This window comes from Legionella genomosp. 1 (genome assembly GCF_900640215.1).
Taxonomy (GTDB): domain Bacteria; phylum Pseudomonadota; class Gammaproteobacteria; order Legionellales; family Legionellaceae; genus Legionella_C; species Legionella_C quinlivanii_A.
On the sequence record NZ_CAAAJH010000001.1, the window covers coordinates 117033 to 134752 of the forward strand.

The following is a 17720-nucleotide window of genomic DNA, read 5'->3' on the forward strand; positions in this document are numbered from 1 at the left end:
TATAAGGAGATAAGTGATGGATTATCCAAATCAGTTACCTCCACAAAAGCAATCAAGGCAACCTGGGATAGAAAGTGTCATGCAACCTGCCCCTGTCTATGTTTCTCCTGATTATAAACCAGGTCAGAAACTGACAGGTAAGGTTGCTTTGATTACCGGTGGAGATAGCGGTATAGGTCGAGCAGTGGCCTGTGCATTTGCTCTGGAAGGGGCTGACGTCATTGTGCATTATCTGGATGAAGAATCGGATGCCCGGGAAACCGCCGACTTTATAACAAACTGTGGAAGAAAGTGCTGGTTGTTTGCGAAAAACCTCCAGTCCTACAATGCTTGTGAAGAGCTGGTGCAGAAGGCGATACAGGAAGTTTCACAGATAGATATCCTGGTTAACAATATCGCTGAGCAGCATCCCCAGGAAAGCATCGAAGATATTAATTGTGAACAACTCGAAGCTACTTTCAAGACTAATTTTTTTTCCTATTTTTATATGATTAAAGCGCTGTTGCCCTATTTGAAAGAGGAAGCAGTTATAATTAACACTACATCGGTCACTGCTTATAAAGGCAACGATCACTTGATTGATTATTCCTCTACAAAAGGAGCTATTGTCGGCTTAACGCGTTCCCTGTCACAAAATCTTGTGAAAAAAGGAATCCGCGTTAACGCCGTAGCACCGGGCCCGATATGGACCCCATTGATTCCGGCAAGTTTTTCCGCTGAGCAAGTTGCTGAATTTGGTCAGCAGGTTCCGATGAAAAGAGTGGGGCAGCCAGCTGAAATGGCTCCTGCCTATGTGTACCTTGCCTCTTCGGATTCTTCCTATATGACGGGGCAGGTGCTTCATCCCAATGGAGGTGTTATTGTAAATGCCTGAGTAGGCATAAATGTTGAGATAGTAATCGGGGCAATGAGCCGCTGTTCAGCTTATTGCGTATATGGGGTCATGTTAAAAGGATTGAATCATGAGCTTACTTGGACTAATTTTATTAATTGTTATTTTATTGGCAGTTTTGCCCACCTGGCCGTATAGTAGCGGATGGGGTTATTATCCCAGTGGCGCGGTAGGGTTAATCTTAATTATACTGATAATATTGCTGCTGACGCGTGGTGGCTTATAAAGCAGTTTCCCCTAACTCCCGCGCAGGCGGGAGTTAGCAGGGCAAATTTCTGTCAGGGCTGTTAATGAAGATCTTTAGAGTACTGTCTTTTGAATTGACTCATGTCTTTACCAATCTGCTCCAATTCCTCTTCACTTAGAAGTTTTCGCACTTTGGGAAAAAGTTTTTGTTCCTCTTCTTCAGCATGGTGGATGACGTCATCCATAAGTTTGTTAAATTTTCTTTCCCAGGCGGCTTCAGTTTTAATGTCATCGAATTGACGAATAGCTTGTTCTGCATGCTTTTCTTCAGTTAATAAATGTCTGACTGTATCATCAAGCCGATCATCATTTTTAAAGTGTGGATACCAGACTTTATGTTCCATTTTTTCATGGCGTATTAATTCCATACACAATTCGTTAAACATCTTTTTACGAGTTTCTTCGCGGTGACTTTCATCACTAATATCAATGAAGCGTTGTTTTACCCTTTCATGTTCTCTGATGAGAAAATCAATGGCATTCATAATATGGACTCCTGTTCAATAGAAAGTCCGTGGCAGCAGCCACGGACTTTCTGTTGCCTTAGTCGTTATCAGATTCGCAGGTGATTTTTGTACAATCTCTGCAATTTTTAGCAGCGAATGCAAAAGCATCAGCAGCTGATTTTGGAGTATTGTCCATTTGTTTATCCGCATCCTGATCGGCAGCCACATCACTACTGCTGGCATTCGTCGAGCAAGTCCAGTTTTTATCCATTGGTGTGGGGGTCGTGTTATCTGCCATTGAAACAGATGCGAAGGATAACAATAATCCGCTAATAATAATTGGTAAATTCCTTTTCATTCTATTCTCCTCGTTAACATTGAGTTATCAGGGGTACTCAGGTAACTTGGATTTGTACCCTACTTATTAAGTATTGGTCCTGTTAAGCAAACTTACAAGTCAATGATGCCCAGCTCGCTGACTTTATTACAGAAGAAAGCGAGCAGCTCATTAATTAAATTCAGTTTATGTTTATGGTTTTTATAAATTGCATAAAGCATTATATCTGGTGAGGTTTCATTGCCAAGAACTGGGACTAGCAATCCCTTCTCAACCTCTTCCATTACAGTAAAATGAGGGGCCCAGATTAAGCCAATACCCGCTGTGGCAGCCTGTTTTAGAATACAGGCATTATTACTCTGAAAATTACCTTGTACATGGATAATTTTATTATTCAAAATCCATTTATTCTGTAGTCCATATAAGGTGTTAATCAGACAATTATGCTGATTAAGATCTTCAGCGGTTTCCGGGTTGCCATTGCGGTTAAGGTAAGCTTCTGAACCGTAGACATTACGTTGCACAGAAAACAATTTCTTACACACAAGATTGGGGTAGCGAATGGGCTCGAAACTTATGCTTAAATCGAATGAATGCTGAAAAAAAGTGGCATGATCTGAACCGGCTATTATTTCCAATGAGACACCCGGGTGGAGTTTTATAAATTCTATGCCTAAAGACGTAAAAAAAGTAATGGCGGGTGAAACGGTGAGGTAAAGGCTGATTTTTCCCTGTAAATGACTTTTTTTGTTCTGAGAAATAGATTGAATATCGCCTATTTCCTCAAATAGATTTCCCGCTTTTTCATATAAAGTTTTCCCAGCGTCAGTTAAAATCAATTGTTTGGTTGAGCGAATAAAAAGCTTCATTTTTAATTCGTCCTCAAGCCAGTTAATTTGCTTACTGACTTTGGAGGGGGAAACATTCAACAATCTTGAAGCTGCCGAAAAGCTGTTATTTTCAACAACGGTAGTAAAACTTTTCAGGCATTCTATGAGATTCATATCGTCTCTTTTAAACGAGGCTTATTTAAATAGTGTACGCCAATTGCAAATATTTGAGAAAAAGGGAAAGGGTTATTGGGCTGGATAACCAGCCCAATAGGGATATTGCAGCTTATTGACTACGGCCGATGTGTTGAGACATTGAGCTTTTCAGCTCATCCAGCTGGCGATGAGCTCTTTCTTCATTGCCAAGGCCATGTTCTGAGAAGCGGACTTTGACATCGCCTAAAAGTCTGCTGTTGAAGAATACTCCCTGATATCCTTTCTCTGTGTAATGCTGGGGTCGATTTAAATTAAACTCCAGGCGCATATCCTTTAATGCTTTAATGACAGTTAGTTTGGCCGACAGTATCAGCATATCCTGAATTTCATTGGTAAATTCAGGACAATACCAATCTTTCATGGCGGGGATTTCGATATCAATAAAGGACTCTGGATGTGCGTTGCTGAAAATTTCAGGAAGCCAGTTTTTTCCAACAAATTGCTCTTTGGAAAGGATTTTTTGCTGGCAAAAGTTTCGCTGTAACACGCCAGGTCCTGTACCATCATTGGTTTTTCGTTCAATGATTGTCAAGCGGCCATCTCTGAGTGCCAGACCATCGAATTCTTGCTGAAACTGTTTGCAAGGAGAGAATACTTCAAAGGATTTATAGAGATTAACGGCTAACTCCATTACATAATCATTCACTGCCTGCTCAAAGGGATCCGCTTCTTTTTCTATTTCTTTGCCTTTTTCCTTATCTTCCACCTCTTCCAGGGGAATATTATCGAATAATTCCTGAATCAGAGCTTCCAGACTCTCTTTCTGATTCTCTTCTTCATATAGAAACTCAACTTCGTGAGCGTCCTCTGCATGAGGCGGTTGGTATTTCAAAGGGGGGAGGGTGTTGAAATGTTCCAGATTATTCAACCACTGTTGTATGACTTCCAGATCATTAATGGATTCTGCTTTTTCGTACAAGGCCAGATATTCTTTCTGATAGGCACGATAGGTTTCTGAATCCATCTTGCCATCCAGTTCCTGTTTTTTCAGATTTAGCATGGAACCGATGGATTTTAAATAGATAATCAAACCGATGACTGCATCGTTTTTCAATTGAAAGCAAACTTCCAAATGGCGCTGAGTCTGTTCAAGGCAGCGCGATTTAATTTCTTTTTCCAATCGGGCGCACTCTAGTCTCAGTAATTGCCTGATCGATTCAAATGAAGGTTTTTTCTCAGTGGAAGGCGGGAGTATGCGAAGAAAATTTGCATAATAATAGTTAAAGTCTTCGCTTTCCTCAGGGACTAGCGCAGCAGGAAAATCAGATTTATCGGTCAGATAATGATTGTATTGTACGAGGACAAAGTTATAAGCGTCATCCAGCGTTTGCTGTCGTGTACGTTCAGCTTTCGGATTATCTTCTTTTGCTTCAGACTGGAGTTGGGCTCGTTCGTGTTTTAATTGTATTAATGCGTTTACGAAACGAGTCACGACGTCAGGAAGTCTCGGTAAAGTGTTGGGTGAAGAAAGCTTTTGTACATATTTCAAAGCCAGCATGATCTCATCAATTTTTTTGTCCATTTCTGAGAGCAGGTTTCTGTTTAAAGCGGGATCGGAGGAAAAGTACTCGCCGAATGGCCGGCCTTTAATAATACTTATCTGTTGATTAATCACCACAGTCAGCAATTGCACTAACTGCTGTTCTTCGCTGATATTCTCACTGACCAGCAATTGTGTATACAGTTTTCTAAAGGAGTCGTTGACGCTGCGCTCTTCTTTTTCATCAAAAGAGCTTACCGCCCAGTCAAACTGCGATTCCAATGCGTCCACGCCGCCATCGATTAAGAGGTCATTCCAGTCATAACCATCTGTGTCAGGACTCTTTGGTACAGGCTCTTTGATAATCACCTGGTAGCCAGCTGATTCAAATAATTCATGCGCCTTCCGGAAGGCTATATCTGCATCTCCTTCGGGTTTATCATGATCTTTTAAGAGAACCACTTTAGTATTTGGCGGGAAATGCGTTTTGATATAGCCTAGAGTTGCCGGCAGTTCGTTGACGCCCATTGAAGCCAGGATGCTAAAATTATCTCTGATTGCAGGAATTGCAGCGATACTGGCAGCCGTTTCTACTCCTTCCGCGATAAAAACAAAATCAGGGTTTCTTCCCTTATTGACCAGGGCGGCTTTCCCAGGACGCGAAGGATGGCCCGCTCCGAGATACCTCTTGCAATAATAGTCTTTTTCATCAACATGAATGGCCTGGGCTTTATTGCCGTGAGCGTCAAGTTGAATAATCTGCAGTCCGACCAGCTGATCGTCCAGATTATAAACAGGAGCAATCAGGTAGTCATCCTGTTGGTTATTATCAAAACTCGCAATATTGAGAGGACCTTTTAAGTATCTGAATTCTAAGTGTTTTACAGTTTCAGCCGGAATTTTTCTGGTAACGGTTAAATACAATTCGGCCGCAGTGCCCTCAATAGGTTCGCTTTTTTTCCATAACTTCTGAGCTAATCGTACTTTATCATTGTCTTTTTGTTTCTGTATGAGCCTGCTTACTTCAACACTTTGCTTCATTTTAACTCCAACCAGGATAATTTATGAAGCAATTGTATCAATGTTGGACAAAAATGAATATAGATAGATTTGGAAACCAGTTTTTTCCAAATCGTAAAAATTAAACTTCAGCCAAATTTCCTTTGGTTTCCAGCCAGGTTTTACGATCGGCTGCTCGCTTTTTCGCCAGTAACATGTCCATAAGAGCCATTGTTTCCTGTTCATTTTCCAGCGTTAGCTGAACCAGCCGTCTGGTATTGGGATCCATTGTCGTTTCGCGCAGCTGAATGGGATTCATCTCTCCCAGCCCTTTAAACCGCTGCACATTGACTTTTCCTTTATTGGCCTTAAGGAACTGCTCCACAATTTTAAGTTTTTCAGCATCATCCAGTGCATATTGCACGGTTTTCCCCATATCTATTCGATATAAGGGAGGCATCGCTACAAATACATGACCCGCAGAAACCAGAGGACGAAAATGTTTTAGAAACAGCGCACAGATCAGGGTGGCGATGTGAGCGCCATCTGAGTCAGCATCCGCAAGAATACATAATTTGCCATAGCGAAGGCCTGAGAGATCATCTGATCCGGGATCAACTCCTATTGCTACGGAAATATCATGAATTTCCTGCGAGGCCAGAACCTGGCTTGATTCAACTTCCCAGGAATTCAGAATCTTGCCGCGTAAAGGCAAGATTGCCTGAAAGTCTTTGTTACGTGCCTGCTTGGCTGAACCGCCTGCCGAGTCTCCTTCCACCAAAAAAAGTTCAGCCATCGATAAATCCTGCTGAAGGCAGTCAGCCAGTTTGCCGGGAAGTGCTGGACCCTGATGAATGCGTTTACGGGCAACCTGTTTCGCCTGACGCAGGCGCTTTTGCGCACGTTCGATAGCGAGGGCTGCGATAATCTCTCCCTGGCTGCGATGCTGATTTAACCACAATGCAAACGCATCTTTTATCACATTGCTGACAAATGCGGCAGTCTGTCTTGAACTTAACCGCTCCTTTGTCTGTCCTGCAAACTGCGGTTCTTTCATTTTTACAGACAGGATGTACTGGCATGGCTCCCAGAGATCATCTGCGGTCAGTTTAACCGCACGCGGCAGAAGATTGCGTAATTCGCAAAAAGTAGCGAGTGCGTCATACAAACCTGCTCTTAGCCCATTGACATGTGTTCCTCCTTGCGGAGTCGGGATTAAATTAACATAACTTTCGCTTGAACCGCTGGCCTGAGTACCTAAAGACCAGGCGAGAGCCCAATCAACCGTTCCTTCTTCACTGCTGTACTCACCGCTAAAAGGCTCTTCCGGTAAAAAATCTTCAGGGAGCGATTGACGCAGATAATCGGTCAGGCCTCTTTCATAACACCAGTGTGTCTGCTCGCCACTGACCTTATTAATGAATGTCATGGATAAGCCAGGACAAAGCACCGCTTTGGCCCGCAATACATGGATGAGCGGCTTGATGGAAAAGCGAATAGAGTCAAAATATTTTTCATTAGGCCAAAAACGAATACAGGTTCCGGTATCGCGTTTACGAGTCACGCCCACTTCATTTAATTCCTGTACTTTATCGCCATTCGCAAAGGCCATTTGATAAATGATGCCATTGCGTTTTATTTGTACGTCCACCCGTTCAGATAGGGCGTTAACTACTGAAACACCGACCCCATGTAAACCGCCGGAAAAACTGTAATTTTTATCTGAAAATTTTCCGCCCGCGTGCAGACGAGTCATAATTACTTCCACGCCGCTGAGTCCAAGCTGCGGGTGTAAATCGACTGGCATCCCCCGGCCATTATCTTCGACTTCAATAGAGCCGTCTTCATGCAGGGTTACGATGATTTTGCTGGCATGACCGGCAATAACTTCATCGACGCTATTGTCAATGACTTCCTGGGCCAGATGGTTAGGGCGGGTGGTATCGGTATACATTCCCGGCCGGCGTTGTACAGGTTCAAGGCCATTGAGTACCTCAATAGCTTCGGCGGTATAGTTATCAGACATTGCTTATATCACTTCATTATTTAATTGAATTTAGTCTACCACAAATAACACCGGGGGGCACCGATGGATATTGGCATTAATTAAGAAAACTGTTGGTGCTGAAGGTTCATGCGACAGCGGGCTTTGTTGCCTAAATGAAAATAAGTGCCTAAAAAACTGTCTTTGCGAGCGGTAGCGAAGCAATCCATAGCTCCGGACTTTATTCAGAGTTCGATCTGGATTGCTTCACTTCGTTCGCAAAGACGACAGGTAACTTGCTTGTTCTATCTATGCAACAGCGCCGGTTGCAGCAATCGGTCTACCAGTAAATTCTCCATTTAGGGTGATGTCATTTTTCTGGAACTGTCCTCCTGCTCTAGCGATTCCCGTTCTTCTTTATTAATCTGCCCACTGGAAGCCATGTGGTCAATTGCCTTATGCAAGGTATCCGCCAGACGGCTTTTGGTAAGGGCTATACCAAAAATTTTAATTGTATTTTTGTAATGATCCTGAACGGTTTCTCGCTCAGCCTGACGCAATGCCTTTGCTATACGATAGGCATAGGATTCATCGCTGGGAGTATTAATGATAGTTTTAATTTGCTCATGTAACTTCTCAATGGTGTTTACACGCTGCTGGCTTTGCCTAAAGAAAACACCACTATGCTTCGCTTCGTTGTAAGTACGCAGCTCGGCATTCAGGAAGTCATCAAGAATTTGTATAGAGGCCTCAGTGACACGTGATTTGTCAGAAGATACAAGGTCTGTCGAAAACAAAGTATCAACCTCTTGTTTTAAAACATTATTGCGGCCTGAAAATATGGTCATTTCCTTTTTTAATTCCCGCATGTTCTTTAAATTGTCAAAGTCCTGCTTGAATGTTTCACTGGGAGAATGCGTCGAGGTCAGCAATTTGTTTCTCAGCTCAAGATAACCATTCTCCCATTCATTTTTCACCTCGGGCTTATCAAGCTCTGCATCAATGGATTGAATATTAGTGATCCGCTCCGTTAGTTCCGCCTGAAATTGCTGAAGACCGTTGTCATTTCGGGTGATAAAATCCAGACAGCTGTCCGCATCTGAAAAGGCAGACGACAGGCCTGAAACTATTTCTGCATAGATTTTTTTCTGCCCCTCGGTCAAATGCGAAGGTTCAGTTAATTTAAAATCCCGGGTAATCTGCTCTGCCTGCGTTAACAGCTTTTCCATTGCAGCAAGGCTATCAGGAGAATCCTTATCCAGTAAATTCAATGCGCTTTTTTTAATTGAGTCTAAAAGCGCCTGATTGCACTCGTTGGCGGCTAACTGATGAATGGCAATGAATTTCATTAACTTTGGAAGCTTATTTAATAATTCTTCGGTGTCAAATGCGGCAAGATTTTCAAATGGATCAAGTGCCAATTCCTGCAGTACATCATACTCCGCCGTATTTTGTATGCTTTGTTTAAATTCTTCCGATAGTATTAAATCAGAAATACGGTAAAATTCCTGAACCCTTGTGAACAGCTCTGCTTTTTCCAGCCCTTGACAATAGGCGCTGACCTGTGCAGGTGCATAGTATTCGCCAGTGATATCCTGAATAACCTGTTCAGTAATCTTTTGGTTTTGCGGACTCAGTCCGGCTTTCAGGTCATTAAGGCGTTGAATTAAATTATCAACTGTTCTAATGTCTTCAATTATTTGAGTTGCCTTGAATACCAGGGAAAAAGAGAATGTATCCAGCGACTTTTCATTAAGCAGCTCTGTTTTTAATTCGTTTAGCGCGGCCTGGCGATCTCCCGGGCTGTTCTGCTGAAGTAAGCTGTCCACTTCCAGGACCAGAGTATTCAATTGGGGCAGGGTATTTTTCAGCGCTTGCAGTTCTTCTATTTTCTCAGGATCCAACAGACCATCGCCAGTGAATTTATCTATATTTTCCCGGTAAAGTGCAAAGCTATCATAACCCACTCCCGTTTGTTCCAGTTCCTGTCGAATGGATTCAAGTGACTGAGTTAGCTGTTCTTGTCTCGACAAGTTTGCATAAATATATTCCGCACTTCTTTCCTTAGAGGGAGGAGAGGTTAAAACTTTCTCCACAAAAATCATTTTCTCGCCCGTTAATCCCTGAGAACTGATATTCTGCACTAGCTGAGGAAAGTGCTCTTGCAGGGCGATGCCCACTGCAACCCAGTTTTTTGAATACTCTGTCTCGTGCAGCCACTGGTTTACGAATGCTTCATCCGGTGCAATATCTAATTCTTTAAGTGCTATCAAAGTGTTCTCGTTCACGCGTCCCCGCCTGAGTGCCTCTGATAGACCATCTGCACTAATTTTGGATAAAATCAGGTCTTTGTCTTCCTGCAGGCGCTCATAATCAGTGAAGTCGACTGCTGATAAGACTCGCCATATATCTTCATAAAATAAATCGAACAGTGGCTTTCCCTGAGGGCCAAGTGCGGATAGAGTGTTTAAGGCCCCTTCTATTGTACTTGTATAATGGCCCTGGAAAATCTTATCCATAAGTTCTGGTTTTTCCTTTAAATACTGCTCTATCAACCAGAATGAGTTGATGTCTTGATTCTGCACCATATAGAGAATTTTCGAACCAACCTCTTTTAACCGCAGATCATAAAACAAGTCGTTTTGCTGAGGCAGGCTGTGGAACGCAGTAATTAATTCCCTGGCGTCCCTGGAGAGAAGCAGGTCTTTCACATAGTCGTCTGAGAAAAATTTTTGTATGGTCGGATCCGATGTGCTGGCCCTTAAAATTTCTCCGTATTTCTGATTTAGTTCCGGGAATTGGCGAAGAAAATCCCGTGCCAGGGCCACTGGATTAATCGACATCGTTTCCGGCAGAGTCACCCTTTGATTTGAGCTGATTTTAAACCCGAAACCTGGAAATGGCTGTGGCGGAAGTGTATCTAAAAATAGAATGGGGAAGTCCTCATCATGTTTTCTATACGCATCACTGGAAAGAATGGCTTTCAAGAAAATAAAGCGATCTTCTAATTCAGGCAGGTTCTTGTCGATAAAATTATAATAGTGATGGGCGCTATTTTCCGCCATTGCCCGATTCTGATACACGGACGCGCCATTGGGCGCGTTGGTAACATTCATAGGAATATAGGCGCGATTGGAAGGGGTATAATCAAAGGGAAAGCCCTTACCATTAAACTTTCTGTCAGAATTGGGCATACAGGTTTATCCAATATGTTATTATTGGATAAATTTTAGCACAATAAGGCAATAAATTGACATGTCTCTTGTTTGTAACTCCCCACGTCATCCCGAGCACAGCAGGGAGATCGCGCGGGATGACGTGGCAGTTTTACTCCACCACAATATCCGGGAAGCGATCCGCATAATTCAGAGGCTTTTGCGCTAATCGAATAGCGAATTCCAAAGCGGTTTTATGAAAAATATCCGCTAATGCCGCATCTTTTGCAAGAGCGGCAGGCTGGCCTTCATCGCAATGATTACGGATAGCAGTTTCTAATGGCCATTGTCCCAGGAGAGGCACATTATATTTTTCGCTTAACTTTTTAGCCCCGCCTGTACCAAAAATTGCATCCTGGTGACCGCAGGCACTGCAGTTGTGCCAGGCCATATTTTCGATAATACCCAGCACATCAATATGAGTTTTTTCAAACATCATAATGGCTTTTTGAGCGTCGAGAGTCGCAACTGGCTGCGGTGTAGTGACGATAACGGCTCCAGTCAGCGGAATTTTTTGTACCAGACTTAATTGAATATCGCCTGTTCCCGGGGGCAAATCAATAAACAAATAATCCAGTTCATGCCAGAGGGTTATATCAAGCATTTGAAGCAGGGCTTTTGCCAGCATCGGGCCTCTCCAGACCAATGCCTGATCGCTATCTTCCGTCAGATAGGCAATTGACATCGCCTGAATCCCATGCACTTCAACGGGTAAATAATGATCATTTTCAACTTTTACCGGAGAAGAGCTTCCCAGCATAAGGGGAATACTTGGACCATAAATGTCGGCATCCAGAATCCCAACCCGCGCACCGGCTCGGGCAAGGGCTGTCGCTAAATTGATGGTCACAGTTGATTTGCCGACACCTCCCTTTCCGGAGGCAACTGCAATAATATTTTTAACACCGCGTAAGCCCTTACCGCTCATTTGTGTGCGATGGGTCTGGATTTTGCTTTGTAAATCAATTTCAACTGCCATTCCCGGGCTTGCAGCGCGGGCCTTTTTATTTAATAAATCGAGCAAAGCTTCTTTTATCCCGAGGACAGGAAAGCCGGCCGTAAACCGAATCTTTAGTATCTCATCAGTTTCGATGCTATATTTCAGTCCTAACTCTTCAATGGTTTTATTAAGAAAAGGGACCTGCATTGAGGCAATCTGGTAAAGAAGTTGATCGACTTGATTCATAATGTGGTCACAGGCTGACAGGAAACGGGGTAGCTTACACTATTTGAGATGCGTCCACCACATGTGAAGTTTCGGCAAAGGCCCAATGAATCCAGAGACCAGTGGCCAGATAATATACACCGCAATGCACAGGCCGCTGATCTCTTTGTGAGATATAGCGGGCATAACTCTCAACCTGCAGACGATGTTCCTCTCTGGCCTGGCTATTTTCATCGCCTGTTTTAAAATCAATGATCCAGAGAATACTATTCTCAACAAACATTCTGTCGATAATTCGTGTGACAATCTGATTATTTTCCTCTACCAGGATAGGGTACTCAGAGAACTCCTCTTCATGCTGCTGACAAATCCATTGTCCGACCGGATTAGAGCAAAAATTGCATAGATAGTCTTTTATAGTCGCCATACCATTAATTTGCTCTTGCAAAGAACAACCCTGACTTTTGAAATAGTCAGAGGCTAGATGCCAGGGAATTTCTGATACAGAAAGCGGATAATGCTCGCCAATCCATTGCAATAAAAGATGGATGGCATTACCCAGATGACGTGCGATATTATCGTCTATCCATTGAATAGGAAGGGAAAAGGGATTAGCGGACTCATAGGAATTCTCTCCGGAATACAATTCAATCGGCAAACGGTAAAGAACAGGAAGAGCCTGCTCCGATTCCCGGACAGCTTCATTCTCAGCAATAAACTCTTCCCGGATTAAGCTTCTGAAGCTCCCCTCACGGGCTTTTTCCTGATGGTCAAAAAGATAGAGGCGTTTTTTAGCCCGGGTAATAGCAACATATAATAAACGCTGTTGTTCGTAGCTTTCTTTTTCAGAATGTATTTCGCCGATGTAATCGTACAACTGACAGTTTTGCTCATGTGCTGCTCTTACTGGCGACATGAGGAAAAGCGCGTTTTGTGCCTGACGGGGCATTTTTAGCCATCGGAAAAGTGGCTTGTCTGATTGTGCTGATTTGCTGCCCAGGCCGGGAAGGATCACGGTGTCAAATTCAAGTCCCTTTGATTTATGGATAGTCATAATCTGTAAACGGGAAAAAGCCGCTTCCCGAGCATAAAGCTCATTAAACTGGCGCTCAAATTGCGGTAAATCATTTAATAAGCCATTGTCATCGTATTTTTCCAAAAGACTTAGGAATTGCTCAATATCCTGCTCTTGCGCAGCTTCCAAAATAGAGTTGAAGTGAAAGCGTTCCGCAGTGATTTTTACCCAACTGGCCAGTGATTGTCGATTCCGCTCTTTAAAAGCCTGCCTGAAAAGGGAGCTGGCAAATTGCACGCGAATCTGGCTGTCCGGGCTTAGCGATTGAACAAGAGAGTCTGTGCTCATTAACTCAAGCAACGTCGCTTTTTTATCTGCGTCAGCGAGGTGGCATAAGTCAGTTAAGGATAAGCCCACTGAAGGACTTCTGAGAAATGCCATCCAGGAGCTACGGTCAGCCGGCATTAACAGCGCCTTTGTTAAAGACCAGATGTCCTGCAGATGGGGCAGGTTAGCTAATCGCTCAATATCGACTCCCTGAAACGCAATGCCTTCACTGCGTAAAACGGCTGTAATTGCCTGCAATTGCGATCTTGAGCGCACAAGAATGGCCACACTATCGTCAGGATATTGAGCTTGCTGGGTTTTAATAAGGCTTGCAACTGCCTGCGCTTCCGATTCCTTGCTGCAGAATTGTCGGGCAACGATGTGACTATTCTCCCGAGTTTGTATTACATTAACTGAGGGAGAAAAGGATATGGCTCCTGATTCGATATCATCTCGCGCAGGAAAAATGCTTTTAAACTCCTGATTAATCCATTCAATCACTGGTGCTGTTGAACGAAAATTACTGCATAATTCCAGCGAGTGCAGAGGAACAGGGCCAATGCCTTCCTCTTTCGCTTTTAAAAACAATCCCACTTCCGCCTGTCGGAAGCGATAAATGGATTGCATCGGATCCCCTACAACAAACAAGGTTTTATTTTCAGAGGGCAGCCACCCCTGAACCAGTTTTTCCAGCAACTGATATTGCTGAATGGAGGTATCCTGAAATTCATCGATAAGCAGGTGATGGATACTGTAATCAAGATAAAGACTTAAGTCGGTGGGATTGTCTTCATCGCCTAAAGCATGCAGTGCCTGCTGAGAAACGGCTGCAAAATCCACCTGATTTTTCTCAGTAAATACCATCTGTAAATGGGCTGCCAGCATAGGCAGCAGGGTCAGTAAGGATTGCAGAATATGCCATTGGTATCCATCGTAGACCGGTTCAGGCAATTGTTTAATTTTAATTAGTCTGTTGGTAAAGTCAGGGAATAATTCAAGTGCTGCCAGCAATTGTTTACTGTCGTTTTTTAAAGCCTGGTATTCCGCTTTCGGACAACTATTAGCCTTCAGACCAACATGATGATCAAAGCCGTTGCGAAGTTTGTCCGCTTTCGTTAGTAGCAGTGAAGCCAGACCAAGACCCAATTCCTTAGTTAATTCCTCAAACTTATTCCAGGATTTCAGCGGATAGCGTAAAGAGCCTGGGTCATTTTCGATTGAAGCCACATGCTGGCATAACTTGCGCAGGGTTTCACGCAGGGATACCGGAACACTTTCCTGAAGGCGCTTGATTTCATGGTTCTCTATCCAGCGTAAAGCCTGTTCAAATGAACTCTTTGTTTGGGCACGCACGGAGTAGATAAGTCCTAACCATTGTTCCCTGGTTGCCAGTAAACTGGAAAACAGGTCCAGTAATTTATCCTGGCGATTATCAAGGTGTTCAAGCAGGGCCTGAATTGGAGGCTGTAGTTCCTGGGTCTCAAGGCAGTTATGCAGGCATTGACGAGCTGCGAGTCGATACAGCTCAGCCTGATTGTCCGTGATTGCAGCAAAATTGCTTTCCTGTTCCAGCAAAGGGATTGACTGCGCCAGATATTGGCATAAGGAGTCAATGGTCATTACTTTTAATCGGCCGGGCTGCTGCAATAGTTGCCAGCCCATTCTATTGCTATGTTCCAGTGCAGACTGCGCATAACTAAAGGTAAGTTGCTGGTGGGCGCTGGCAGGAGTCTGATTTTGTTCTGCCTTTTCCAGGGCCAGCAAAATCCGCTCCTTCATTTCACTCGCAGCTTTACGGGTAAAAGTTAACGCGATGATTTGTTCTGGCGCACTGACCTGGCTTAGCAGCCGCAAAAAACGCTGAGTAAGTAATTCCGTTTTTCCTGAACCGGCAGGTGCCTGCACAATGAAGGAGCGCCGAGGATCCGTGGCCTCTCTGCGCTCGAATGCGTCCTGAAGCATATTAGTCAACAACGATTTCCTGCGCAGGGGGGCGTAAATTGTAGTTGGAGCCCATGCAATGACCATAAGCACCGGTATTGGCAATCAGCATAATGTCATTTTCACTGGTGTCTGGCATTAGACGGTTGTAACCCAGAGTATCTCCGGATTCACATATGGGCCCTACAATATGGGCAAATCCAACTTTTTCCTCGTGAAGCCGGCTAAGATTAACTATCTCATGATAAGCGCCGTAGAGCGAGGGGCGAACCAGAGAGTTCATGCCGGTTTCTATACCAATAAAGCGCACTCTGCCTTTGTCTTTACATTGCGTTACTCTGGCAAGAATCACACCACTGTTGGCTACAAAATATCGGCCTGGCTCCAACCAGAAAGACAATTGCGGGAACTGGGATTTAATCGCCATCAGCGAGCTGTCGAATGCAGCCAGGTCCAGGGCGCGTTGGCCAGGTTTTTCTGCAATTCCCAAACCGCCTCCCAGATTAATGATGCTGATTTCCGGAAACAGTTTGGTAAAATTGGCCAGCATTCTGGCTGTGTCCTGCCATAATTCAGGAGTCAGAATGCCGCTGCCGGAATGAGAGTGTAAGCCGACAACCTGAATTTTCAGCTCGGAAATCAACTCTGCTGCAAGGCTTAAGTCATTTTGCGGAATGCCGAATTTCGACTCGTTGCCTGCTGTGCTTACAAACTTGTGATGGCCTGCGCCAGTGCCGGGATCTATTCTTAAAAAGAGTTTTCGGTTTTTAAAAATTTCTGGCCATGTCTGTAAAGGATAGAGATTATCGATAGTCAGATGACACTCCAGATCCAGTGCAAATTCATATTCGATTCGTGGTGCAAAATTGGGAGTGAATAATATCCTTTCGCGAGAAATAGCAGGAAAGAGAGCTAGAACATGTTTAAGTTCATTGACGGAAACGCACTCAAACCCAATGCCCTTGTCATGTAAAGTCTTGAGAATTTCAGGGTGGGGATTGGCTTTAACCGAATAAAACAATTCATCAATGGATTCTAGATTAATTAGCTCATCGGCTTTTTGCTGCTGAGTTTCGCGGTCATACGCATAGCAGGGCGAGTATTGCTGGGCCAGATCCAGGAGTTGCTCACGCTTGTTTTCCCACCAGGGGGCTTTTTGGATTTCGGGCTTGCCGAATTCCTCATGCCAGCTTTTTGAATAATAGAAACTTTGCGGATTATTTTCGATCAATAATTGATGAAGTTTCTGGCAGAGTTTTTCTGCATGCGATTCATCCACTACAAAGGTCATATTAAGATCATTTGATGCGAGCGACATCAGATAGATTTGTTTGGCTTCAAATACTTCAAGTGTCGGACCTAATTGCGGCAATACGGTGCGAATGTGATGGCCCACCAGACTAACGGCACTGCAAGGTTCAATTATCTTGGCACGACCGAAACGGTTGAGGTCAGTTATCAGTGCGTTTAATACTTCACGATCTCTTAACTTGACGCTGCTGTCTAATGAAAGGGTCACGTTAAACTCAGAGGATGAAAGCAGATCAACTGAAAAGCCGTGGTGCTTAAAGGCGGTGAAAACATCCGCGAGAAAACCTACCTGCTGCCACATATTCAAGGTGTCAATTGAGATAAGGATAATGCTGTGTTTTACCTGAATGGATTTAATTGGCGGTGCCAGCTCATCGCTATCCTTGGAAATCATGGTTCCAGAATGCTCAGGCATGCGTGTAAATTTGACGACCATCGGAATACCGGCATTGCGCACAGGCGGCAAACAATTGGGATGCAATACCTTGGCACCCATCGATGCAATTTCCTGGGCTTCGTCGTAGTTGAGCTGTTTTAAAAGCCTGGCATGCGGCATTTGATGCGGATTGGCAGTATAAATTCCTGGTACATCCGTCCAGATTTCACAGAGACTCGCCTGTAGTTTGGCAGCCAGCAGAGCCGCTGAGGTGTCAGAGCCGCCACGTCCAAGCAATACAGTGTCACCTTGCGGATTTGCTGCAAAAAAGCCCTGGGTAATAATTGCATGATAGCCGGAGCTTAGCAGTTCGCTGGCAAGTTCGGGGTGCGGGTCACTGTGACAACGTGCGGACAGATAATTAACGGAGTCGCCTCCTGGAATCGGGGTTGAGACCAGTGCTTTTCGAACATCATACCAGAGACAATGAATACCCCTGGCTTCGAGAAAGGCGTGGCCAAGCCGGGTCATCATAATTTCACCGAGAGACAGGACCTGCGCGCGTGTTTTTGCGGGGGCCTCTCGCAGAAGAGCAATCCCTGTCAGCCATTTTTCAAGCTGTTCCAGTTCTGCCTGAATCAGCGAAGGGGATAAGCCCAGTTCTTCTATCAACTGGTAATGGCTCTGCTTGATATCATCATAAATACTATTGTGCTGATCAACCAGAGCGGCTTCAATCGCTTGCTCAAGCTTATTGGAAATCTGGGTCATTGCCGAGCAGACTATGACAGGCTGCAAGCCATTTTTTATGTGCTTCTGAGTGATAAAGCCAATATTTTCCCAGGTTTGTAAAGAGGAGACGCTGGTGCCTCCAAATTTGGTTACTATTTGCTGCATAATATACTCGCACAAAAAAAGACCACATTACCACGGAGTTGTG

At 44.1% G+C, this 17720-nt stretch carries 11 protein-coding genes; 2 read left to right on the forward strand and 9 right to left on the reverse strand.

Annotated features, from left to right (window positions below):
- Window positions 1–16 precede the first annotated feature (16 nt).
- A complete protein-coding gene (locus E1O89_RS00525; protein WP_133138469.1) occupies window positions 17–874 on the forward strand; it encodes an SDR family oxidoreductase in 858 nt (285 codons plus the stop codon).
- 88 nt (window positions 875–962) lie between these two features.
- The gene (locus E1O89_RS00530; RefSeq protein ID WP_112219820.1) at window positions 963–1118 is read left to right on the forward strand and encodes a DUF3309 family protein; all 156 of its coding nucleotides are present in this window, start codon (window positions 963–965) and stop codon (window positions 1116–1118) included.
- Between the two features lie 61 nt (window positions 1119–1179).
- Here E1O89_RS00530 and E1O89_RS00535 read toward each other — a convergent pair whose 3' ends face one another.
- The 9 genes from E1O89_RS00535 to E1O89_RS00575 form a co-directional block, all read right to left on the reverse strand.
- Window positions 1180–1623: a hemerythrin domain-containing protein gene (locus tag E1O89_RS00535; protein ID WP_112219821.1), complete on the reverse strand. Its 444-nt coding sequence runs from the start codon at window positions 1621–1623 to the stop codon at window positions 1180–1182.
- 58 nt (window positions 1624–1681) lie between these two features.
- Window positions 1682–1942 (reverse strand): hypothetical protein, encoded by a 261-nt coding sequence (locus E1O89_RS00540; protein WP_187347021.1) that lies wholly within the window; start codon window positions 1940–1942, stop codon window positions 1682–1684.
- Window positions 1943–2034: 92 nt separating this feature from the next.
- A complete protein-coding gene (locus tag E1O89_RS00545; protein ID WP_133138470.1) occupies window positions 2035–2925 on the reverse strand; it encodes a LysR family transcriptional regulator in 891 nt (296 codons plus the stop codon).
- A 112-nt stretch (window positions 2926–3037) separates the two neighbouring features.
- Entirely contained in the window at window positions 3038–5488 is a 2451-nt protein-coding gene (locus E1O89_RS00550) for a toprim domain-containing protein (protein WP_133138471.1), read from the reverse strand.
- Between the two features lie 100 nt (window positions 5489–5588).
- Window positions 5589–7472, reverse strand: coding sequence for a DNA topoisomerase IV subunit B (parE, locus tag E1O89_RS00555; RefSeq protein WP_133138472.1), 1884 nt, complete (start codon window positions 7470–7472; stop codon window positions 5589–5591).
- Window positions 7473–7789: 317 nt separating this feature from the next.
- Window positions 7790–10624: a hypothetical protein gene (locus E1O89_RS00560; RefSeq protein WP_133138473.1), complete on the reverse strand. Its 2835-nt coding sequence runs from the start codon at window positions 10622–10624 to the stop codon at window positions 7790–7792.
- 133 nt (window positions 10625–10757) lie between these two features.
- A complete protein-coding gene (gene apbC, locus E1O89_RS00565) occupies window positions 10758–11831 on the reverse strand; it encodes an iron-sulfur cluster carrier protein ApbC (RefSeq protein WP_133138474.1) in 1074 nt (357 codons plus the stop codon).
- Between the two features lie 34 nt (window positions 11832–11865).
- Window positions 11866–15126: a UvrD-helicase domain-containing protein gene (locus tag E1O89_RS00570; RefSeq protein WP_262337354.1), complete on the reverse strand. Its 3261-nt coding sequence runs from the start codon at window positions 15124–15126 to the stop codon at window positions 11866–11868.
- Window positions 15116–17677: a bifunctional aspartate kinase/diaminopimelate decarboxylase gene (locus tag E1O89_RS00575; RefSeq protein WP_133138475.1), complete on the reverse strand. Its 2562-nt coding sequence runs from the start codon at window positions 17675–17677 to the stop codon at window positions 15116–15118. The genes E1O89_RS00570 and E1O89_RS00575 overlap by 11 nt, the downstream gene beginning before the upstream one ends.
- Between the last annotated feature and the right edge of the window lie 43 nt (window positions 17678–17720).